22 protein-coding genes are annotated in these 19,873 nt (G+C 72.2%); 9 read left to right on the top strand and 13 right to left on the bottom strand.

Features of this window, described 5'->3' with window-relative positions; all coding sequences use genetic code 11:
- Positions 1–133 precede the first annotated feature (133 nt).
- Positions 134–1,081: a hypothetical protein gene (locus HII36_RS27090; RefSeq protein ID WP_173526071.1), complete on the top strand. Its 948-nt coding sequence runs from the start codon at positions 134–136 to the stop codon at positions 1,079–1,081.
- A gap of 3 nt (positions 1,082–1,084) precedes the next feature.
- Here the strand turns inward: HII36_RS27090 and HII36_RS27085 are convergent, their stop codons facing one another.
- From HII36_RS27085 to HII36_RS27075, 3 genes are all read right to left on the bottom strand, one after another.
- A complete protein-coding gene (locus tag HII36_RS27085; RefSeq protein ID WP_173526070.1) occupies positions 1,085–1,447 on the bottom strand; it encodes a DUF5130 family protein in 363 nt (120 codons plus the stop codon).
- A gap of 5 nt (positions 1,448–1,452) precedes the next feature.
- Entirely contained in the window at positions 1,453–1,743 is a 291-nt protein-coding gene (locus HII36_RS27080) for a hypothetical protein (protein WP_173526069.1), read from the bottom strand.
- A 78-nt stretch (positions 1,744–1,821) separates the two neighbouring features.
- The gene (locus tag HII36_RS27075; protein ID WP_173526068.1) at positions 1,822–3,228 is read right to left on the bottom strand and encodes an amidase; all 1,407 of its coding nucleotides are present in this window, start codon (positions 3,226–3,228) and stop codon (positions 1,822–1,824) included.
- Between the two features lie 140 nt (positions 3,229–3,368).
- Between HII36_RS27075 and HII36_RS27070 the strand changes: the two genes are divergently transcribed.
- Positions 3,369–4,196, top strand: a complete 828-nt coding sequence (locus HII36_RS27070; protein WP_173526067.1) for a nuclease-related domain-containing protein — start codon at positions 3,369–3,371, stop codon at positions 4,194–4,196.
- On the opposite strand, the gene HII36_RS27065 is transcribed toward HII36_RS27070, so the two are convergent.
- Positions 4,193–4,882, bottom strand: a complete 690-nt coding sequence (locus HII36_RS27065; protein ID WP_173526066.1) for a TetR/AcrR family transcriptional regulator — start codon at positions 4,880–4,882, stop codon at positions 4,193–4,195. The genes HII36_RS27070 and HII36_RS27065 overlap by 4 nt on opposite strands.
- 92 nt (positions 4,883–4,974) lie before the next feature.
- Between HII36_RS27065 and HII36_RS27060 the strand changes: the two genes are divergently transcribed.
- Positions 4,975–5,754: a thioesterase family protein gene (locus tag HII36_RS27060; protein WP_236003904.1), complete on the top strand. Its 780-nt coding sequence runs from the start codon at positions 4,975–4,977 to the stop codon at positions 5,752–5,754.
- 33 nt (positions 5,755–5,787) lie between these two features.
- Here HII36_RS27060 and HII36_RS27055 read toward each other — a convergent pair whose 3' ends face one another.
- On the bottom strand, positions 5,788–6,990 hold the full coding sequence (locus tag HII36_RS27055) for a diaminopimelate decarboxylase family protein (RefSeq protein WP_173526064.1): 1,203 nt from the start codon (positions 6,988–6,990) through the stop codon (positions 5,788–5,790).
- A gap of 102 nt (positions 6,991–7,092) precedes the next feature.
- On the opposite strand from HII36_RS27055, the gene HII36_RS27050 reads away from it, so the two are divergent.
- The 3 genes from HII36_RS27050 (at position 7,093) to HII36_RS27040 (ending at position 10,471) form a co-directional block, all read left to right on the top strand.
- On the top strand, positions 7,093–7,941 hold the full coding sequence (locus HII36_RS27050; RefSeq protein ID WP_173526063.1) for a MurR/RpiR family transcriptional regulator: 849 nt from the start codon (positions 7,093–7,095) through the stop codon (positions 7,939–7,941).
- A gap of 92 nt (positions 7,942–8,033) precedes the next feature.
- Positions 8,034–9,872: a dihydroxy-acid dehydratase gene (gene ilvD, locus HII36_RS27045; RefSeq protein ID WP_173526062.1), complete on the top strand. Its 1,839-nt coding sequence runs from the start codon at positions 8,034–8,036 to the stop codon at positions 9,870–9,872.
- Positions 9,873–9,973: 101 nt separating this feature from the next.
- Positions 9,974–10,471, top strand: coding sequence for a helix-turn-helix transcriptional regulator (locus HII36_RS27040; RefSeq protein WP_173526061.1), 498 nt, complete (start codon positions 9,974–9,976; stop codon positions 10,469–10,471).
- Between the two features lie 16 nt (positions 10,472–10,487).
- Here the strand turns inward: HII36_RS27040 and HII36_RS27035 are convergent, their stop codons facing one another.
- From HII36_RS27035 to HII36_RS27025, 3 genes are all read right to left on the bottom strand, one after another.
- On the bottom strand, positions 10,488–10,703 hold the full coding sequence (locus HII36_RS27035; protein ID WP_173526060.1) for an FmdB family zinc ribbon protein: 216 nt from the start codon (positions 10,701–10,703) through the stop codon (positions 10,488–10,490).
- Between the two features lie 41 nt (positions 10,704–10,744).
- Complete coding sequence (locus tag HII36_RS27030; protein WP_173526059.1) at positions 10,745–11,560, bottom strand: GNAT family N-acetyltransferase; 816 nt, start codon at positions 11,558–11,560, stop codon at positions 10,745–10,747.
- 105 nt (positions 11,561–11,665) lie between these two features.
- On the bottom strand, positions 11,666–12,172 hold the full coding sequence (locus HII36_RS27025; RefSeq protein WP_173526076.1) for an HNH endonuclease: 507 nt from the start codon (positions 12,170–12,172) through the stop codon (positions 11,666–11,668).
- A 283-nt stretch (positions 12,173–12,455) separates the two neighbouring features.
- On the opposite strand from HII36_RS27025, the gene HII36_RS27020 reads away from it, so the two are divergent.
- Genes HII36_RS27020 through HII36_RS27010 form a run of 3 tightly spaced genes read left to right on the top strand, consistent with a single transcriptional unit; the run spans position 12,456 to position 15,673 of the window.
- A complete protein-coding gene (locus HII36_RS27020) occupies positions 12,456–14,513 on the top strand; it encodes a prolyl oligopeptidase family serine peptidase (RefSeq protein ID WP_173526058.1) in 2,058 nt (685 codons plus the stop codon).
- Between the two features lie 10 nt (positions 14,514–14,523).
- Positions 14,524–15,318: a helix-turn-helix domain-containing protein gene (locus HII36_RS27015; RefSeq protein WP_173526057.1), complete on the top strand. Its 795-nt coding sequence runs from the start codon at positions 14,524–14,526 to the stop codon at positions 15,316–15,318.
- Between the two features lie 4 nt (positions 15,319–15,322).
- A complete protein-coding gene (locus HII36_RS27010; RefSeq protein ID WP_173526056.1) occupies positions 15,323–15,673 on the top strand; it encodes a VOC family protein in 351 nt (116 codons plus the stop codon).
- Positions 15,674–15,768: 95 nt separating this feature from the next.
- Here the strand turns inward: HII36_RS27010 and HII36_RS27005 are convergent, their stop codons facing one another.
- The 5 genes from HII36_RS27005 to HII36_RS26985 all read right to left on the bottom strand — a co-directional run bounded on the left by HII36_RS27005 (position 15,769) and on the right by HII36_RS26985 (position 19,790).
- On the bottom strand, positions 15,769–16,389 hold the full coding sequence (locus HII36_RS27005) for a class F sortase (RefSeq protein ID WP_217370009.1): 621 nt from the start codon (positions 16,387–16,389) through the stop codon (positions 15,769–15,771).
- Between the two features lie 4 nt (positions 16,390–16,393).
- On the bottom strand, positions 16,394–17,320 hold the full coding sequence (locus HII36_RS27000) for a hypothetical protein (RefSeq protein WP_173526055.1): 927 nt from the start codon (positions 17,318–17,320) through the stop codon (positions 16,394–16,396).
- Between the two features lie 97 nt (positions 17,321–17,417).
- Positions 17,418–18,080 carry a response regulator transcription factor gene (locus HII36_RS26995; RefSeq protein WP_173526054.1) on the bottom strand — a complete coding sequence of 221 codons (663 nt, stop codon included), beginning with the start codon at positions 18,078–18,080 and terminating at the stop codon, positions 17,418–17,420.
- Positions 18,077–19,501 (bottom strand): sensor histidine kinase, encoded by a 1,425-nt coding sequence (locus tag HII36_RS26990; RefSeq protein ID WP_173526053.1) that lies wholly within the window; start codon positions 19,499–19,501, stop codon positions 18,077–18,079. The genes HII36_RS26995 and HII36_RS26990 overlap by 4 nt, the downstream gene beginning before the upstream one ends.
- On the bottom strand, positions 19,491–19,790 hold the full coding sequence (locus tag HII36_RS26985; protein ID WP_173526052.1) for a hypothetical protein: 300 nt from the start codon (positions 19,788–19,790) through the stop codon (positions 19,491–19,493). The genes HII36_RS26990 and HII36_RS26985 overlap by 11 nt, the downstream gene beginning before the upstream one ends.
- Positions 19,791–19,873 lie beyond the last annotated feature (83 nt).

Genomic DNA, 19,873 nt, shown 5'->3' with positions numbered 1-19,873 from the left:
GCTCAGAGCCCACGCCCGAGCCGAGCACCCCCGATCCGCAGGAACCCTCGCCCGAGCCGACCCCCACCCAGGAGATCCAGTGCGTCAGGGAACCGTGTCCGTAACGGCTCGCGCGACGTGAGAAGGTCATCGCGTGGACTCGACACGTGACCTGCTGATGGCCCTCGCCCGCCGCTACGCGTTCGCCGATCTGGGCGCACTCGCGCCGACCTCGGAGATCGCCGACGTGTGCGAGTTCGGGCAGCGGCTGCTCTCCCTCGACGCCGAGGACTTCGCCGCCGAGGCCCGCTCGGTGCCCACGGAGCTGCGCCGGCGCGCGCGGGCCTGCCACATGCCGCAGACCCCGCGCGAGCAGCCGCGCGGCGCGCTCGATTCGCTGCGTCCGGCGTACGAGCTGCTGCTCGAGGTGATCGCGGTGCGCTGGCACCGGCGCGAGCTGAGCCCGATGATCGCCGCGGTGCACATCGCCAGCGAATACCTGCCGCTGCTGGCCTTCGAGCCGAGCTTCGGCCACGCCGGCGACCCCGGCCGCTGGCCGGCCGGGCTGAGCGCGACGGGCAGCAGGTTCGGCGTGATCGGCGACCGCGAGTGCGACCACACCAAGTCCGAGCAGTCGGCCACGAACCGGACCCTGCGGGTGGCCGGCGAGCCCGCCGAGGGCTGGCGCGCCTACTTCGACCGCCAGCACAGCCAGGTCGCCGGCGCGCTGGCGGTGTGCGTGGCCACCTGCCGCAATCCGTGCACGGCGATGGACTGGATCGACCCGGAGCCGCGCGCCGACCTGCAGGTGCGGGCGCGCACCGCGCTGGCGTTCGCGGAGACCCCGCTGGTGCGGCTGCGGCACGCGGCGCCGGTGGGTCATGGGTTCGGCGTGCCCTCCCCCGAGGAGGTGCTCGACGCCTGGGAGCGCAGCCGCGCGGCGCTCGACAAGAACGCGGTGGGCGCGGCGGCGCTGAAGGACGACGGGTTCCCGCTGCCCGGGCTGCCCGCGCTGTTCTCGGCGGTGGCCGACGCGCCGATCGCCCCGGCGACGCTGCTCGACGGCGTCAGCAGGCACGTCGTCCGCCTGCTGACCCAGTAGGCGCTAGCGCTTCGCGGTGGCCTGCTCGCCGAGTGCGGCGATGCCGTAGAGCAGGCCGCCCACCAGGTCGCCCACGCTGAAGGCGGTGGCCATCGACATCGCGGTCAGCCGGCAGACGCCGTCGGGCAGCTTGCGCCTGGCCTGCTCGCCGGTCACGACCTCCAGGGCCCGTCCCGACAGGTCCACCAGGATCACCACGGCGTGGCCGGCCTCGTCGCCGAGCGCGGCGTGCAGCCGTTCGGCGAAGTGCCTGCGCCCGCCGACGGGCTCACCCAGGAACAGCGCGAAGCGCAGGCCGCTGCGCCGCTCGGCGGTGGCCAGTGCCTGGCGGACGTCATCGGCCTGCGTGGCGGTCAGTGCGCGCATCGTCCTCACCATCCCGCCGAGGCGCCGCCGAGACGCCGGCCGGGTTCGGCCGTCTCCGCGGCGGCGATCCAGTCGTTCTCCGGCACGTCCGTCCAGTGCGCGACCCGGTCCGCCAGCACCAGGCCGGACGTGCTCACTCCGCGTTCGCTGCGCGCGGGCCCGCCGAGCCAGACGGGCCCGGACTCGGCCCGCCGTCGCGCCCCTCGGCCCGGGATCATGACCAGCAGGCTGATCAGCACGAAAAGGCCCAGTGACACCCCGATGAGGAACAGGAGAATCTCCGCTGCGCTTCTCACATCAAGAACGTAAACCCGCCGCGCCGGTCCGGCCAGACCCGTCCCGGCGAGTTGTCACCAGACCAGTCACCTGACCTGTCACCAGACGGGCGGCCTGCGTTCGCCCCAGAAGCCGCCCCTGGCCGCCTCGATCTGGGCCGACAGGGAGATCAGCGTGCCCTCGCCGCCGATCCGGCCGGCCAGCATGACGCCGATGGGCAGGCCGTCCTGGCTCCAGTACAGCGGCAGGTTCACCGCGGGCTGTCCGGTGACGTTGTAGATGGGCGGGAAGGGAGCGAAGCTCTTCATCCGCTCGAACGTCTCCGCCACGTCGTCCACGTCCTCGAACCAGCCGATCGGACGCGGCGGCTGCGTGACGGTCGGGGTGAGCACCGCGTCGTAGGCGTTCGTGATCGGCAGCGCGACCCTGGCGGCGGCCTGGAGCTGCGCCTGGGCCTGCAGGAAGACGGGCGCGGAGGTGGCGAAGCCGCGTTCGCGCAGCCAGGCGGTGACGGGACGGAGCCTGGAGACGTGCTCGTCGGCGACCGGGTGCATGCAGGCGAAGGCGAACCACAGGGTGGTGAACAGCGGCACGACCTCGGGGCCGAACGGCCGCTCGATCTCGACGACCTCGTGGCCGAGCCCGACGAGGGTCTTGGTGGCCTCCTCGTAGGCGGCCTTCACCTCGGGGTGCAGTTCGGCGTCGGCGACGACGGCCTCGGCGTAGCGCGCGATGCGCAGGCGTCCCGGGTCGCGGCCGGCGCAGGCCAGGAACGTGCCCTCGTGCGGCGGCGCCAGGTAGAGGTCACCCGGCCGGTTGTGCGTCATCACGTCGAGCAGCGCCGCGGCGTCGGCGACGTTCCTGGCGATCGGCCCGTTGGTGGACATGCCCGCCAGGTCCGGGATGATCGGCGCGAAGCTGATGCGGCCGCGGGTGGGCTTGATGCCGAACAGGCCGCACACCGACGACGGGATGCGTACCGAGCCCGCGCCGTCGCTGCCCTGGGCCAGCGGGGCCAGCCCGGCGGCCACGGCCGCGGCGGCGCCCCCGCTGGACCCGCCGGCCGAAGTGCCGAGGTCCCACGGCGAGCGGGTGGGCGGGGAGAGGTAGGTCTCGGTGTAGCAGGGCAGGCCGAACTCCGGCGTGGCGGTCTTGCCCAGCATGATCGTGCCGGCCTCGCGCAGGAGTTCCACGACGGTGTCGTCCACGGGGGCGACGAAGCCTTCGTACGCCGACGAGCCGAACATGATCGGCACGTCCTTCACCAGGTTAAGATCCTTGATCGGGATCGGCACTCCGGCGAGAGGTCCTTCCGGCAGCTCCTGTTCGAGCCGGCGGGCCTGCTCGAGTGCCTTTTCTGCGGTTACGGTCACGTACGCGCCCACCTGAGGATCGATACGCCCGATCCGATCGAGGTAGTGGCGGGTGAGCTCGACCGGGGAGATCTCCTGGTCGCGGATGGCCTGTGCCTGTTCGAGAGCCGAAAGCTCGTGAAGTTCTCGCACGGTTATGAACAGTAGGCATCTCTAGAGAGGAACGTAAGACATACCCCAAAAACACGAGTGGAACACGATGAGCCGGGCCATAAAACTATGGACAGGGCAACACTAGGAATCGATCAGACCTCCGAGTTACGGTGAGTTACGTGGACTCCGACCAGCAGCGAGAAGACGGTCACAACGCGTCACCGATCTGGGTGAGCGAACGGCCAGAGGGCGAGCAGACCGCCGCCGCCACACCTTCGGCGCCCACCTCCACGTACGCGCCCGTCGAGCGGGCGTCCGTGCGTACCCTGCTTCGGCAGCCGCGCTTCCGCCGCCTGCGCAACCGCGTGTTGCTGGCGCTCGGCGTCGCCGTCGCCGTGGGCTTCCTCGTGGGCGACTGGCGCGTGGGCGTGAGCGCGGGCGTCGTCGCGGCGATCCTGGAATCGGTCTACCGCGCCCGTTCGCATTCCAGCGTGCCGGCGTGGCGGCGTTCTTCGGTGGCCGAGCGGCGTACCGAGGCGCAGTTGCGCAAGCTGGAGCGCAGCGGCTATCGCACGCTGCACGCCAGGGCGATCCCGGGCAGCGAGGCCCAGATCGACCACCTCGTGGTGGGGCCGACCGGCGTGTACGCCGTCGACTCCGAGAAGTGGGACAAGCGCCTGCCGGTGCGCGTGCAGATGGGCAAGAAGCTCTTCCACGGGCCGTTCGACATGAAGCCCCGCCTCACCGAGGCGAAGTGGGAGGCGTCGCAGGCCAGCGAGCTGATCACCAAGGCGTACGGCCGCGAGATCACGGTCGTGCCGTCGCTGGCGATCTACGGCCCGGCCGTGCCGTGGAAGGTCATGACCATCCGCGGCGTGGACGTCTACCAGGGCGACCGCGCCCGCAGGTGGATCACCAAGCGCGAGCGGGCGCTGACCGAGACCGAGATCAACAAGATCTACGACATCGCCGCCCAGGTGCTTCCCCCCAGGTACGGCGAGGGTTAGTCATCCGCTGAACGGGCCGCCAGCCGCGCGCCGAAGGCGTCGAGCTCGGCGGCCAGTTCCGCGCTCGGCGGCGGCGCCGGCGGCAGCCGCGAGTAGAGCGCGGCGCCGTATCCCGCGATCTTGACGATGTGGTCGATCAACGCCTCCTGGTCGGCCGGCCACGGGAACGACGGCTGGGCGATGAACAGCGATACGCAGCCGTGCACGGCCGACCACAGGCCCAGGGCGAGCGTCTCCGGGTCGCCTTCGAGCACCCGCTCCTCCACGCAGCGGGCCACGGTCTCGACCATGAGCCGGAAGCATTCGCGCGCGGCCGGGGGCACGCCGGGCCCGGCCGACGGGCGCATCATCAGCACGCGATACTGCACCGGGTGGTCGAGGGCGAAACGGGCGTAGGCCCGGCCGCACCTGCCCATCGCGGCGAACGGGTCGCCGTGCGCGTTGGCTCGGAAGAGCCTGGCCAGTTCGTCCCATACGCGCAGGCACACCGCTTCGACCAGGGCGTCCTTGTCGGCGAAGTGCAGGTAGACCGAGGGCGTGGAGACGCCGGCGCGTTCCGCGACCGCGCGGACGGTCAGGGCGTCCTCGGTGCCCGCCTCGGTCAGCAGCGCCTCGGCCGCGCACAGGATCTCCTCGCGCAGCAGCGCGCCTTCGCCGCGTCTGGCCCGTACGCGTCTGGTGGTCATGGATCTCAGGTTGACGGCGTCAGGTTAACGATGTCAATCTGATCGCCTGGCGGAAAGGGCGTCTTATGGGGACTTTTCAGGAAGCGACCGCATTGTCCGCGCGGGGGGACGGCACGTACGAGGCCGTGCTCGACCCGCTGTGGAGCGTCGGCACCCGGCCGCACGGCGGGTACCTGCTGGCCGTGCTCGGCCGGGTCGCGTGCGACAGCGCGGGCGGCGAGCATCCGCACCTGACCGCCGTGAGCGGGTCCTTCATCGAGTCGCCCGAGCACGGGCCCGCCGAGGTGCGGGTGCGGACGCTGCGCGGCGGCCGGAGCGTCACCCAGGTCGCGGCCACGCTGGAGCAGAGCGGCCGGGTCAGGGTCGAGGCGCTGATCACCCTCGGCCTGCTGGACGACGCCGATCCGTGGTGGTCCGGGGTGGACCCGGTCGAGCTGCCGCCCGAGCAGGAGTGCTGGCCCGCGCCCGCCGATCCGCCCGGCGTCGACTTCAAGGTGCCGCTCATGGAGGTCGTCGAGGAGCGGATCGACCCGGCCGCGCTGGCGTTCGTCTTCGGCGAGCCGTCCAGGACGGGCTCCATCGCGACCTGGCAGCGGCTGGCCGACGGCTCCGACTGGGACCCGCTGAGCCTGCTGGTGGCGCTCGACCCGGTGCCGCCGGTGACGTTCGAACTGGGGTTGCCCGGGTGGATGCCGACGATCCAGTTCTCCGCCTACGTCCGCAGGCTGCCCGCGCCCGGGCCGGTGCGGGTGCGGGCCTCGGCGACGGACGTGGGCGGCGACCGGGTGGACGAGTCGGTGCAGGTGTGGGACGACAAGGGCCGGCTGGTCGCCCAGTCGACCCAGCTCGCCGCCGTCCGGGTGCCCGCTTAGTGCCTCCGACCCGGCCGCTCCGCCCGGTGCGGCTCAGCCGGTGAACGTGCCGTCCGGCTCGATGAAGACCAGGGCCGGCTTGGGCCGGCCGTTGTAGCGGCTCGACAGCGAGGCGGCGTAGGCGCCCGCGTTCTCGATGGCCACCAGGTCGCCCCTGCGCAGCGGCGGCAGGTCGTGCAGGCCGAAGGAGTCGGCGCTCTCGCAGATCGGCCCTTCGACGCCGGTGGGCTCGGGCTCGCCCGCGACCGGGTCGAGCGCGTGGATCGGGTGCCTGGCGCCGTAGAGCGCGGGACGTACCAGCTCGGTCATGCCGGCGTCGATGACGGCCTGCTGGCGTCCGCCGCGCCGGCGTACGTGCAGGACCGAGGCGATCAGCCAGCCCGAGGCGGCCACCAGCGCGCGGCCGGGCTCGATCGCCAGGCGGGCGGGCAGCAGCGGGTGCGCCAGCGTCTCCTCGACGGCGGCGCGGAAGTCGGCGGGCGCGGGCAGGTCTCCGTCACCGGCCGGGAAGCCGCCGCCGAAGTCCACCGTGTCGACGGTGCCGAGCAGCGCGTTCAGCTCGGCGGCCAGCTCCACCGCGGCCGCCGCGCCCTGCGCCCACGCGGTCACGCCGTTGAGCTGGGAGCCGACGTGCACGTGCACGCCGCGCACGACCAGGCCGGGCGTGCGCGCGAACGGCGAGCCCGCCAGCTCGCGGATCTCGTCGGCCGTCATGCCGAACTTGCTGGCCGCCTTGCCCACCGCGAGCCCGGCCAGCGTCTCCGGCTCGACCTGCGGGTTGAGCCGCAGCAGCACCTCGACGGGGTGGTCGAGCCTGGCCTGCGCGCACATCGCGGCCAGCGCCACGGCCTCGTCCGCGGACTCCAGCGCCACCCAGCGCAGCGGCTCGCCCGCGGCGGCGGCCGCGACCACCTCGCGCAGCACCTCGTCGGTCTTGCCGATGCCCTCCAGCGTGATCGCGGAGTTCGGCAGCCCGGCCTCTCTCGCCAGCCGCCACTCCCCCGACGACACCACGTTGCCGCCCCAGCCGCGCTCGGCCAGCCGGCGCACGATGGCCGGGTCGTCGTTGGCCTTGAGCGAGTACTGGCGGATCCAGGGGTCGGGGAAGGCGTCCTCGACGAGGGCGGCGCGCTGGTTCAGCTCGGCCACGTCGGTGACGTAGAGCGGGGTGCCGTACGTGCGCGCGGCCTCGGCCAGCGCCGGGAGCGGCAGGCGTACCGGTGTTTCGACGCTCATCAACTGACCCTCTCGTATGTAATCGTTCAGAACTTGCTCGAATCGGCAATGACTGAATGACACCATACAGGCGCGTACCATCGACAGCCGAGGGGGTTTCAGATGGCGGATGCGGGATCGGTCACCGGCCAGATCCGCGAGCGGCTGGCGACGTTCTCGCCCGCCGAGCGCAAGGTGGCGCGGGCGCTGCTGTCCGGCACGCCCACGGTCGGCCTCGACTCCTCCGCCAAGCTGGCCGAATGGGCGGGCGTGAGCGGCCCGACGGTGATCAGGTTCGTGAACCGGCTGGGCTTCGCCACCTTCGCCGAGTTCAAGTCGAGCCTGCGCACCGAGCTCGACGCGCGGGTGCTCTCGCCGGTCGACCTCGACAGGCAGCGCCGTGCCAGGCCCGCTGACACCGGCCGCGCCCTCGCCACCCTCCAGGACATCGCGGACGTGCTCGACTCCACGATCTCGGCCCTGTCGCCCGACGACATCACCCAGGTGGCCGAGCTGCTCGGCGACCGGCGGCGCCGGGTGGTGGTCACCGGCGGCTGGTTCAGCCAGGTGCTGGCCTCGTACCTGGTGGCGTTGCTGCAGCGGGTGCGTCCCGGATGCGCGCTGGTGGAGCAGAACGCGCGCTCGCGCACCGCGGCGCTGGCCGACGCCGACCGCCACACGCTGGCCGTGGTGTTCGACTACCGCCGCTACGAGCGCGAGAGCGAGACGTTCGCGCGGGCGATGCACGCCAGGGGCGCGCGGGTGGTGCTGTTCACCGATCCCTGGTTGTCGCCCATCTCCGACATCGCCGAGGCGATCGTGCCGGTCGACATGGCGGTGTCCGGGGTCGAGACGCTGGCGCCGGCCATGGCCGTGGTGGAGTCGGTGGTCACCGAGATACTGGACAATGACGACGAGCAGGCTCGCGACCGGTTCGTCCGGTTCAACGAGATCGCCGACGACCTCCGCTGACGTTCACTCGCTGTCCGGTGTCTGGACAACCGTCTCAAGTGCCGGGCGGGGGCCGTACCATGTGAAGACTCGCTAACGATGGGAGAAGCACGATGCCCGCCCTCAGGTCACGTACGGTCACTCACGGTAGGAACATGGCCGGTGCCCGGGCCCTCCTCCGGGCGACCGGCGTAGCCGGGAGCGACTTCGGCAAACCGATCATCGCGGTGGCCAACAGCTTCACCCAGTTCGTGCCAGGCCACGTGCACCTGCGTGACGTCGGCGACGTGGTGTCCCAGGCGATCCGCGAGGCCGGGGCGATCCCGCGCGAGTTCAACACGATCGCCGTCGACGACGGCATCGCGATGGGCCACGGCGGCATGCTCTACTCGCTGCCCTCGCGCGAGCTGATCGCCGACGCCGTCGAGTACATGGTCGAGGCGCACTGCGCCGACGCGCTGATCTGCGTCTCCAACTGCGACAAGATCACCCCGGGCATGCTGCTGGCCGCGTTCCGGCTGAACATCCCGACGATCTTCGTCTCCGGCGGCCCGATGGAGGCCGGCAAGACGCCGGGCAAGAAGCTCGACCTGGTCGACCCCATGATCGCGGCCGCCGACGACTCCGTCTCCGACGCCGAGCTGCTGGAGATGGAGGAGAACGCCTGCCCGACCTGCGGCTCCTGCTCCGGCATGTTCACCGCCAACTCGATGAACTGCCTGGCCGAGGCCATCGGCCTGGCCCTGCCCGGCAACGGCACGATCCTGGCCACGCACAAGCGGCGCAAGCAGCTCTTCGAGGACGCCGGCCGCCAGCTCGTCGAGCTGACCCGCCGCTACTACGAGGACGGCGACGAGTCGGTGCTGCCGCGCTCGATCGCCACCCGCGAGGCGTTCGAGAACGCCATGACGCTCGACGTGGCCATGGGCGGCTCGACCAACACGATCCTGCACATCCTGGCCGCCGCCCGCGAGGCCGGGGTCGACTTCGGGCTCAAGGAGATCAACGAGATCTCGCTGCGCGTGCCCTGCCTGTGCAAGGTGGCCCCGGCCACCGCCAAGTACCACATCGAGGACGTCCACCGCGCCGGCGGCATCCCGGCCATCCTCGGCGAGCTCGACCGGGCCGGGCTGCTCCACCGCGACCTGCCCACCGTCACCGGCAAGTCGCTCGGCGACATGCTGGCCGACTGGGATCCGGTCTCGCCGTCCGCGCTGCCGGAGGCCCTGGAGCTGTGGCACGCCGCGCCCGGCAACGTGCGCACGGTCAAGCCGTACTCGCAGGACAACCGCTGGGACTCCCTCGACGTCGACCGCGCCACCGGCTGCGTGCGCGACCTCGAGCACGCCTACACCGCCGACGGCGGCCTGGCCGTCCTGTACGGCAACATCGCCCGCGACGGCGCCGTCGTGAAGACCGCCGGCGTCGACGAGTCGATCTGGACGTTCAGCGGCCCCGCCGTCGTGTTCGAATCGCAGGAGGACGCGGTCGACGGCATCCTCGGCGGCCGGGTCAAGGCGGGCGACGTGGTCGTCATCCGCTACGAAGGCCCCAAGGGCGGCCCTGGCATGCAGGAGATGCTCTACCCGACCTCGTTCCTCAAGGGCAAGGGCCTGGGCAAGGCCTGCGCGCTGATCACCGACGGCCGCTTCTCCGGCGGCACCTCCGGCCTGTCCATCGGCCACGCCTCGCCCGAGGCCGCCGAGGGCGGCGCGATGGCCCTGATCGAGGACGGCGACATCATCGACATCGACATCCCGAACCGCTCGATGGAGCTGCGGGTGCCGGAGGCCGAGCTGGCGGGCCGGCGCGAGCGGCTGCTGGCCGACCTCGGCGGCTACCGTCCGCGTGACCGCAAGCGGCCGGTGAGCGTGGCACTGCAGGCGTACGCGGCGATGACGACGTCCGCCTCCACGGGCGCCTCCAGGGACCTGTCGCAGCTCTCTCGGTAGACCCGGGCGCCGATGGCCCGCCCCGCTTTCCTGCGGGGCGGGCCATCGGCATGCCGTACAGATTTTCGAAAAATGTCGGTGCCGGTCTCTATTGTTGGGGTATGGCTAAAGTCGTGAAGCCTCAAACCCGCCCGCTGACGACCGCCGAGATCGCCGCCCTCGCCCTCTCCCTGGCTCACCTCGGGTCGGGGCCCCAGGCCGTCACCGCCAGGCGCGGCCTGCAGCACGCGTTCGAGCATCTGGAGCTCGACGACGACGTCATCGCCACCACGCTCGCGACCCTCACCGAGCCGCTGCCCACGGACGTGGCTTCCCGGGCCAGGCTCATCGCCGACGCCATCACCAGCCGTATGATCGTCCGCCTGCACTACCAGGACGCCACGGGCCGGGTCACCTCGCGTGACGTGGAGCCGGTGACGTGCCTGGTGCACCGTGAACACTGGTATCTGGTGGGCGTGTGCCGGATGCGCCGGGGCATCAGGGCGTTCAGGTTCGACCGGATCATCGCGGTCGAGCCCACGCTGACCCCGTCGCGGCCGCATCTGGCCGACCGGTTCCTGCCGTTCCAGCGCCGCAAGCGCGCCACCAAGGCCGCGTAACGCGGGCCGCGGGGGCCTATCCCCCGCAGCAACCTCCGCCGCAGCAACCGCCGCCGCCTCCACCGCTCGGGCGCGGGGCGGCGGCGCCGCCGGTCATGGCGACGGTCGAGAGCAGCTTGACCGTGTCGTCGTGCCCGTGCGGGCAGGTGGCGGGGTCGTCGGAGGCGGCCATGGGGCGCGACACCTCGAACGTGGAGCCGCAGGCGCGGCAGCGGAAGTCGTAGCGGGGCATGCCCCCAAGGTTACCGCCGGCGGCGCGCCGCGACCCTCGGCTCAGCCGGTGAACGTGACGTGCGCGTAGTCGGACACGGCCGCGAAGCCGATCGACTGGTAGATCCGGTTGCTGGTCGGGTTGGCCAGGTCGGCGAAGAGCACCACCTGCTCGCAGCGTTCGGCCAGGCCGACCTGACTGGCGTACGCGGTGACGGCCGCGCCGAAACCCCGCCGGCGGCACGAGCGCGGCGTGTAGACCGGCCCGATGCGGCAGACGCCGGCCGCGGCCGGGTGGAGCGCGGCCACCGAGACGGGCAGCCCGTCGTGCTCCCAGACGAACAGCTCGCCGTTCTGCAGCCGGCGCAGCACGCGTTCGGCCAGGTCGTCGCCCTCGCTCACGCCCGCGTCCGCGGCGAAGCCGTGCCACCAGCTCACCAGCAGCGAGAATTCGCCGGACCTGGCCGGTCTGCCGTGCCCGGGGACGTCGGGGGTGACGAGCGTGCCGAGCCGGTAGAGGCGTTCCGACATGGCCTGCCAGGGCCGTCCGGCGAGGCGGGTGAACTCGGCGGTGAGCTCCGCCGGGCCCAGGACCTGCGGGAGTTCGCCGTCGAGCGCGGCGACCAGCGGCTCGATGGCCGACACCGGCATGTGGGCGAGCTCCAGCGGGCGCGGCGGCGTGCGGAGCACCGCGCCGCACACCTCCCCGTGCACCTCTCCGCCGGGCCGCCACCAGCCGAAGGAGGCGTCTTTGGCGGGCATGCCGGCGCGGAGCTGGGCCAGCACGGTCAGCAGGACGTTGTTGCCGACCGGGTCGCCGAGCAGGAACCGCTCGGCGACGCCGGCGAACTCTTCGGGGTCGGCGGTGAAGGACCACATGCCTGACGATGGTGTCAGGCGATGGCCGCGCGTGTTAAACGGTTTTCCGGCCGCCTTCCGGATGGACGTCCTGGTTCAGGCCGCCATCCGGTCGGTCGTCCGGGTTCAGGCCGCGGCTTCCAGGTAGGGCGCCCATTGGGGGTCTCCGAGCAGCGATGCGCCGATGAGCCTCCAGTGAGCGCCCCGTGGCACCGCCGGGGTGACGCGGAGCGTCCACCCCAGCTCCTCCAGGAACTTGTCGGCCTTGCGGTGGTTGCACGGCGTGCACGAGGCGACGCAGTTCTCCCACGTGTGGGTGCCACCCCTCGACCTGGGGATGACGTGGTCGATGGTCTCGGCCCGCTGCCCGCAATAGGCGCAGCGGTAGTCGTCGCGCCGCATGAGTGCGGCCCTGGTCAGGGGGATGCGCGACCGGTAGGGGATGCGGACATATCTGCGAAGTCTGATCACCGAGGGGACGTCGAGCGTGCACGTCGCGGAGCGAAGCACGGCGCCTCGCCCGTCGCGGTGCACGACATCGGCCTTCTCCCGCAGCACCAGCACGATGGCCCGGTGCAGCGAAAGGGTGGTGAGCGGCTCGTAGGTGGCGTTGAGCAGCAGGACCTGGCGCATCATCGGGCCTCTTCCCGCTGCAGGCGTATCAAAGGGGACATGCCGCGGCATGTCCCGCCTGTCGGCCCCTCCTGGGGCACTTGTGCTTCCGTCACATGGACCTCCGCCGGACGGCCCAGCGGATGGTCACCACGGCACCGTCCTGTCACCAAGTCTGGCGTTACCAGCGTGGTCCCCGCCACCCCAATACCTCGCGGCCGTAATGACTAAAGGGACGCACGGTACGTTTTATGCCCGCATCACCAGCGCTTTACGCCCCCGCCAGGGCAGTAGGGTTCCTGGCATGACGCGAGAGCCGTATCCGACCGCACGCCGGGAAGAGACCGTCGATCTTCTGCACGGAACGCCCGTTCCCGACCCCTATCGGTGGCTGGAAGACCCCGAGAGCCCCGAGACCAAGGGCTGGCTCGATGCGCAGGGCGATCTGTACCAGCGGGAGATCGGCACGCGCCGGTTCAAGGGCCGCATCGCCGAACTGCTCAGGTCGGGCTCGGTCGGGGTGCCGGCCTGGCGCGGCGGGCGTCACTTCTTCAGCAGGCGCACCCCCGACCAGGAGCACGCCGTCTACTTCGTCGCCGAGCCGGACGGCACCGAGCGGGCGCTGGTCGACCCGATGCAGCTCGACCCGACCGGGCTGACCACGCTCGACACCGTGCAGCCCGACAAGGAGGGCCGCCTGCTGGCCTACCAGATCTCGGTCGGCGGCGACGAGGAGTCCGTGCTCTATGTCATCGACGTCACCACCGGCCTGCGCGTCGAAGGCCCGATCGACCGCTGCCGCTACTCCCCCGTCGCGTGGGTGCCCGGCGGCGAGGCGTTCTACTACGTGCGCAGGCTGCCCAGCACGGAGGTGCCGGAGAACGAGCGGCAGTTCCACCGCCGCGTCTACCTGCACCGCGTCGGCACCTCCACCGAGGACGACGTGATGATCTTCGGCGACGGCCTGAAGATGACCAACTACTACGGCGTCTCGGTCTCGCGTGACGGCCGCTGGCTGCAGATCTCGGCGCACGAGGGCACCGCCCCGCGCAACGACCTGTGGGTGGCCGATCTGACCGAGTCCCCGCTCGACCGGCCGCACCTGCGGGTCGTCCAGGAGGGCGTCGACGCGCAGACCGGGCTGGTGTTCGGCCGCGACGGCCGCCTGTACGTGCACACCGACCGCGACGCCTCGCGCGCCCGCGTGTGCGTGACCGACCCGGCCGAGCCCGGCTTCGAGAGCTGGCGCGAGCTGATCCCCGAGGACCCCGAGGCGGTGCTGCAGGACTTCGCCATCCTCGACGACCTGGACCGCCCGATCATGCTGGTGGGCTGGACCCGCCACGCGATCAGCGAGATCACCGTGCACGACCTGGAGACCGGCGAGCGGGTCGGCGAGGTCCCGACGCCCGGGCTGGGCACGATCGGCGGCATCTCCGAGCGTCCGGAAGGCGGGTACGAGGCGTGGTTCGGCTACACCGACAACACCACGCCGCCGACCATCCAGCGCTACGACGCGCGTAGCGGCGAGACGACGCTGTGGGCGTCCTCGCCGGGCGTGGTCGAGGTGCCCGAGGTCACCACCGAGCAGGTCGTCTACAGCTCCAAGGACGGCACGGACGTCCGCATGCTGATCATCTCCCCGGCCGGGGAGCCCACCGGCCCGCGGCCGACCATCCTGTACGGCTACGGCGGCTTCGGCGTGTCGATGACCCCCGGCTACTCGGCCTCCATCCTGGCCTGGGTCGAGGCCGGCGGCGTCTACGCGATCGCGAACCTGCGCGGCGGCGGCGAGGAGGGCGAAGACTGGCACCGGGCCGGCATGCTCGGGCACAAGCAGAACGTCTTCGACGACTTCCACGCCGCGGCCGAATACCTGATCGCCCGCGGGATCACCACCACCGAGCAACTGGGCATCTCCGGCGGCTCCAACGGCGGCCTGCTGGTCGGCGCGGCGCTGACGCAGCGTCCCGACCTGTACGCGGCCGTGGTCTGCTCGGCGCCGCTGCTCGACATGGTGCGGTTCGAGAAGTTCGGCCTGGGTGCTACCTGGAACGTCGAGTACGGCTCCGCCGACGACCCGGAGCAGTTCGGCTGGCTCTGGGGGTATTCGCCGTACCACCACGTCAGGGAGGGCGTCACGTACCCGGCGACGCTGTTCACCGTCTTCCAGTCCGACACGCGGGTGCACCCGCTGCACGCGTGGAAGATGTGCGCGGCGCTGCAGCACGCGTCCGCGGGCGGTGCGCCGGTCCTGCTGCGCAACGAGGCGGAGGTCGGGCACGGGGCGCGGGCGGTGAGCCGTTCCGTGGAGCTGAGCGCCGACACGCTGACCTTCCTGGCCAGGCACACCGGCCTATAGTCTCGAAGGCATGAGCGCGCCGGGGCCGGGCATGTCCGGGCTCGATCTGGTGGAGGCGGTGCCGAGCGCCGCGTTGCGGCCGTACGTGCTGCGGCTGTGCGCCTACCGCGAGCACTACCCGGCCCCGGTGACGCGCTCGGAGTCGGCGATGCCCGGCGCGGTGCTCATCCTCGCCTTCGGCACGCCGATGGAGGTGCAGGGCGAGCGGGTCACGTCGTTCACCGGCGGGCTCGGCGACCGGTTCATGGTCACCCGCACCACCGGCCCGGCCGAGGGGGTGGAGGTGTTCCTGACCCCGTTCGGGGCCAGGCGCCTGTACCGGATGCCGATGCGGCACCTGACCAACCGGGTGGTCCCGGCCGCCGACCTGCTCGGCCCGTGGGCGGAGCGGCTGGCCGAGGTGCCGTCGTGGCGGGCCCGGCTGGCGCTCGTCGACCGGCTGCTGACCTCGCGCATCCTGGCCGGGCCCGAGCTGGGCCCCGAACTGCCCTGGGCCTGGGCCAGGCTGCTGCGTTCCGGCGGCGACCTCGGCGTGGCCGCGCTGGCGGCCGAGCTGGGCTGGAGCCACCGGCACCTGGTCTCCCGCTTCCACGACGAGATCGGCCTGACGCCCAAGGCGGCCGCGCGGGTGATCAGGTTCTCGCGGGCCGCCCGCCTGCTGCGGTCCGGACGCACGATCGCCGAGGTCGCGGCCGAATGCGGCTACTACGACCAGGCGCACATGAACCGGGAGTTCCGGGTGCTCGGCGACGCCACGCCCGGTCAGATTTTTCCAAGACCGGTGCCGCCGCCCCGGGCATCCTGAGCCCATGAAGCGAACCGTCTACGCGCTGGCCCGCTACCGCGACTGCCAGGCCGCCATCGACTTCCTGTCCACCGCGTTCGGCTTCCGCCTGCACGAGTCGTCCAAGGACGACCGGGGCGCGGTCAACCACGCCGAGCTGTTCGTCGAAGACGACATGATCATGCTCGGGACGGGCGAGCCCGGCGGGCCCGGCGTCTACATCGCCGTGGACGACCCCGACGCCCACCACGACCGCGCCAAGGCGGCCGGGGCCAGGATCACCATGGAACCGGCCGACCAGCCGTACGGGTCGCGCGAGTACGCCTGCGCCGACCCCGAGGGGAACCTCTGGTTCTTCGGCACCTACCGGCCGTGACACTCGGGCGCAGACCATCCGGGAACGCGGCGTGCCGCCGGGAGCTGGGGACTCCCGGCGGCACGGCCCGCTTGGCCGGTCCCGGCGGCGGCCGGTCAGCGGGCGAAGGCGACGACGTTGTCGCGGTAGCTGCGGCGGCCGCGGTCGAACGGGCCGCCGCAGGTGATCAGGCGGAGCTGGGTGCCCTTGCCCGAGCCGTACACCTGCCGGTCGGGGATGCGGCTCTTGGGGTAGCGGGCCAGGCGGGTGATGCGGAACGTCACCGTGGTGCCGTCCGCCCGGTCCACGTGGACCCGGTCGCCGGCGCGCAGGTCGCGTAGCCGGTAGAACACGGCCGGGCCCTTCTTGGAGTCGACGTGTCCGGCGATGACCGCGACGCCCAGTTCGCCCGGTTCCGGGCCTGACCGGTTCCAGCCCACCCGGTCGAACCGCTTGGGCGCGATCAGCTTGCCCCGGGCGTTCAGGCGTAGCGGGATGACCGGAGTGGACAGGCCGATCGCGGGGATGCGCAGGCGCACCGGGTCGGCCACGTCGCGCCCGACCAGGCTGGGGGCGGCGGCCGTCACCGGGCTGGGGGCTGTGGCCGTCACCGGGCTGGCGGCGGCCGCGACCGGGTTGGGGGCGGTGGCGGTCGCCGCGGGGGCACTGGCCGCTGTCGCGGTGAGTACGGCGCAGGCCGCGGCCATGGTGGCGGCTGCTCTGGACGTCGCGCGCATCGGCTCAGGACCTCGCGTCGAGCCAGCGCCTGGCCCAGAAGGCGGCCACGAGCACGAGGCCGACCCCGGCCAGGGCGAGCGGGACCAGGGGGAGCGGGGAGAAGTCGCCGGCGGCGCCGGCCTGATGGATCTCGGCGTCGGGGGCGCCGGCCGCCTTGCCACCACCGGCACCGCCGGCGCTCTCGGCGCTCTCGGCGCTCTCGGCACTCTCGGCACTCTCGGCACCTTCAGCACCGGCGTCGGTACCGGTCTCAGCGTCGGTTGCGGCGTCGGCGTCCGTTCCGGCGTCGGTTGCGGTGTCGGGGGCTCCGGGCGAGGCGCTGGCGTCGTGGGCGCCCTCGGCGCCGTGGCCGGTACCGCTGGTGGCGGCGTGATCGGTGTCGCTGGTGGCCGCATGATCGGTGCCGCTGTCGGTTCCGCTTGCGGTGCCGTGGCCGCTCTCGTCGGTGCCGTGGCCGTTGCCCCTCGCGGCGCCGGTCTCAGTGCCCGTCTCGGTCTCGGAGCCGGTGCCGGCGTCGGTGCCGGGCGCGGTGGTGTGGGTTTCCGCGGCGCCGCCGAAGCCGGCGTTCACGCCGCCCCTGGGCGCGCGGTCGTCGTCATCGTCGCGGCTGCCGCCGGCCCCGGTGTCCACGCCGCCCGAGGGACGCCGGTCGTCATCGTCGTCGTCGCGGGTGCCGCCCGCGCCCGTGTCCACGCCGCCCTTCGGCCGCCGGTCGTCGTCATCGCCGCGGCTCGCGCCGCCGCGGTCGTCGTCCCCGTCGTCCCCGTCGTCGTCATCGCCGTCGTCGTTCTCCGCGGCGGCGAGGTGGGCGGCGGTGGGGACCGCCGCGCTCGCGGCGGGAACGCCGAGGAGCGCGCCCGCGCCGCCGAGCCCGAGGGCGATCGCCGTCACGAGCAGCAACCTGCGCAGAACCTGACCAACCTGGCCCATCCGAACCCTCCTGTACGTCCGTCCGCGGCATTTCCGCGGATGACTCCAGGCTGTCGGGGGCCGGTTGGGGGACCGTGAGGCCCGGATGAGAGCACTCTCACCCGGCGCGCAGCCGGTACCCGGTCCCCCGCACGGTCTCGATCCGGTCGGCGCCGATCTTCCTGCGCAGGTATCGCACGTAGACGTCCACCACGTTGGAGCCGGGGTCGAAGTCGAAGCCCCACACGTGGCTCAGCAGCTGCTCGCGCGTGAGCACCTGGTCGGGGTGCCGGCAGAAGATCTCGGCCAGCGCGAACTCCCGCGTGGACAGGTCGACCGCCCTGTCGCCCACGTGCACCCGCCGCGTCCGCAGGTCGAGCGCCAGGTCGGCCACGCGCAGCACGCTCGCCTCGGGAACGCGGTCCGCGCGCAGCCGCAGGCGCACCCTGGCCAGCAGTTCCTCGAAGGCGAACGGCTTGGCGATGTAGTCGTCCGCGCCGCCTTCGAGCCCGGCCACGGTGTCGCTGACGCTGTCGCGGGCGGTGAGGATGATCACCGGGACGTCCACCCTGGCCTCGCGCAGCCGCCGCAGCACGGTGAACCCGTCGCTCAGCGGCAGCCCGATGTCCAGGATGAGCAGGTCGAACGCGCCGGTGGCCGCGTAGTCGTAGGCCGCCACGCCGTCGCTCACCACGGACGTCACGAACCCGTTGCCGCGCAGCCCCTTCTCCACGAAGGAGGCGATCCTGGCTTCGTCCTCGGCGATCAGAATGCGGTTCACGGCGCCTCCCCGAGCGGGATGGTCATGACGAAGCAGGCCCCGCCCGTCGCGGCCTCGACGACTTTCACGCTGCCTCCGTGCGCCTCGGCGATGGATCGGACGATGGCCAGGCCAAGCCCGGCTCCGTCGTGCGCGCCGGTGCGCCCGGTGCCGCGCACGAACCTGCTGAAGATGCGCTCCCGGTCGGCGGGGGCGACTCCCGGGCCGCTGTCGCGTACCCAGAGCTCGGCCTTGCCGCCGTAGCGCACGGCGGAGCCGACGGCGATCACGTCGCCTTCCTTGGTGTGGCGCACCGCGTTGGCGGCGAGCTGCATGAGCGCCTGGGTGAGCCGCTGCCTGTCGCCGCGCACGCGGGCCTCGGCCACCTCGTCCACGCGCCAGCGGCGTTCGCCGAGCGGACGGGCCTTGGCCACCACGCTGACGGTCAGGTCGGCCAGCTCGACCTCCTCCTGCGCCAGCCAGCCCGGCTGCTCGGCGCGGGCCAGCGTGAGCAGGTCGTCGACGATGCGGTTCATCCGGTCGAGCTCGTCGGTGACCAGGGCCAGCGTCTCGGCCCTGTCGACCGGGTCGTCGCTCATCAGCTCCAGGTGGCCGCGGATGACGGTGATGGGGGTGCGCAGTTCGTGCCCGGCGTCGTCGACGAAGTGCCGCTGCACGGCGAAGGCACGTTCCAATCGGTCGAGCATGTGGTTGAAGGTCCCGGCCAGGGCGGCCACGTCGTCGTCGCCTGGCACGTCGAGGCGTCTGGTCAGGTCGGAGGAGTCGCTGATCTGCTCGGCCGTCTGGCCGATCAGGCGGACCGGGGCGAGCACGCGTCCGGCCACGAACCAGCCGGCGGCGCCGGCCAGGGCGAGCGCGGCCAGCGCGGACAGGCTCAGCACCCGTACGGCGTCCACGATCTCGTCGCGCTGCCGGTCGTAGAAGATCGCGGTGACGAAGTGGGCGGGTCGCGGGTCGGCGGCCACCTTGACCGGGATCACCGCGTACCTGACCGTGCCCGCCGTGCTCTCGGTCTCGTCGTGGAGCGGGTCGACGGCCCCGGCCATGTGGCGTACCAGGGCCTCGTCGGTGTCGAGCCGGGCCGGACGGCGCACCGCGCTGATCATGTCGGGCTGGCCGTCGACGATGCTGAAGAACGTCTCCCAGCGGTCCGGCGAGTTGAACGCGAGATAGCCGTTGAGCAGGGCCGCCACGTCGGTGGGCGGCTGCCCGGTCTTGGGGTCGACGGCGGTGATCGCGTAGCGGCGCAGCTTCTCCGCCTCGTTGCTGAACTCCTGGTCGACCCGGTCGTCGAGGCGCTTCAGCAGGAGGGTCCAGGTGGCGAAGATCGAGACGGACAGCGCCAGGCCGACCACGGCGAGCATCCATCCGACGATCCTGGCGCGGGCGGTGAGGCGGCCTCGTGCCCGGTCAGTCGTCATCGTCCTCGCCGTCGTCGTCACCGCCGGCGCGGTCGTCGTTGCCGCCGGCGCCGTCGTCGTCTCCGCCCGGGTGCGGCGACGGCGGCTTGACCGGCTCGGCCTTGGTCTTGGTCTTGCGCGGCGTGGGGGTGGGGTCGGCGCGCGGCGTCTCCTGTCCCGGTGATCCCGAGACTACGACAGGTTCCCCCAGCGTGGGCCCGGAGTCGGCGACCGAGGCCAACCCGATGGCCAGGAACCCGGCCACCGCCGCCCCGGCCAGCAGCAGGACCAGGGGTGCCGGACGTTTCATGCCCACGAGTCTGGCATTACGGGAGGAGACGGTGCTTAAAGCCAGATGAGAAAGCTCTCATCTGGCGAAGCGTGAGACGGATG

Source organism: Nonomuraea antri, from assembly GCF_013283785.1.
Classification (GTDB): Bacteria; Actinomycetota; Actinomycetes; order Streptosporangiales; family Streptosporangiaceae; genus Nonomuraea; species Nonomuraea antri.
The sequence above is the reverse complement of the archived record's forward strand: the minus strand, read 5'-3'. Positions and strand labels throughout refer to the sequence as shown.

Bases quoted from the DNA above. Each gene is read 5' to 3' on its own strand.
- HII36_RS27085 (WP_173526070.1), bottom strand. From the start codon at position 1,447: ATGCGCGCACTGACCGCCACGCAGGCCGATGACGTCCGCCAGGCACTG.
- HII36_RS27065 (WP_173526066.1), bottom strand. From the start codon at position 4,882: ATGACCACCAGACGCGTACGGGCCAGACGCGGCGAAGGCGCGCTGCTG.
- HII36_RS27055 (WP_173526064.1), bottom strand. From the start codon at position 6,990: ATGAGCGTCGAAACACCGGTACGCCTGCCGCTCCCGGCGCTGGCCGAG.
- HII36_RS27050 (WP_173526063.1), top strand. From the start codon at position 7,093: ATGGCGGATGCGGGATCGGTCACCGGCCAGATCCGCGAGCGGCTGGCG.
- ilvD (WP_173526062.1), top strand. From the start codon at position 8,034: ATGCCCGCCCTCAGGTCACGTACGGTCACTCACGGTAGGAACATGGCC.
- HII36_RS27040 (WP_173526061.1), top strand. From the start codon at position 9,974: ATGGCTAAAGTCGTGAAGCCTCAAACCCGCCCGCTGACGACCGCCGAG.
- HII36_RS27035 (WP_173526060.1), bottom strand. From the start codon at position 10,703: ATGCCCCGCTACGACTTCCGCTGCCGCGCCTGCGGCTCCACGTTCGAG.
- HII36_RS27030 (WP_173526059.1), bottom strand. From the start codon at position 11,560: ATGTGGTCCTTCACCGCCGACCCCGAAGAGTTCGCCGGCGTCGCCGAG.
- HII36_RS27025 (WP_173526076.1), bottom strand. From the start codon at position 12,172: ATGCGCCAGGTCCTGCTGCTCAACGCCACCTACGAGCCGCTCACCACC.
- HII36_RS27020 (WP_173526058.1), top strand. From the start codon at position 12,456: ATGACGCGAGAGCCGTATCCGACCGCACGCCGGGAAGAGACCGTCGAT.
- HII36_RS27015 (WP_173526057.1), top strand. From the start codon at position 14,524: ATGAGCGCGCCGGGGCCGGGCATGTCCGGGCTCGATCTGGTGGAGGCG.
- HII36_RS27010 (WP_173526056.1), top strand. From the start codon at position 15,323: ATGAAGCGAACCGTCTACGCGCTGGCCCGCTACCGCGACTGCCAGGCC.
- HII36_RS27005 (WP_217370009.1), bottom strand. From the start codon at position 16,389: ATGCGCGCGACGTCCAGAGCAGCCGCCACCATGGCCGCGGCCTGCGCC.
- HII36_RS27000 (WP_173526055.1), bottom strand. From the start codon at position 17,320: ATGGGCCAGGTTGGTCAGGTTCTGCGCAGGTTGCTGCTCGTGACGGCG.
- HII36_RS26990 (WP_173526053.1), bottom strand. From the start codon at position 19,501: ATGACGACTGACCGGGCACGAGGCCGCCTCACCGCCCGCGCCAGGATC.
- HII36_RS26985 (WP_173526052.1), bottom strand. From the start codon at position 19,790: ATGAAACGTCCGGCACCCCTGGTCCTGCTGCTGGCCGGGGCGGCGGTG.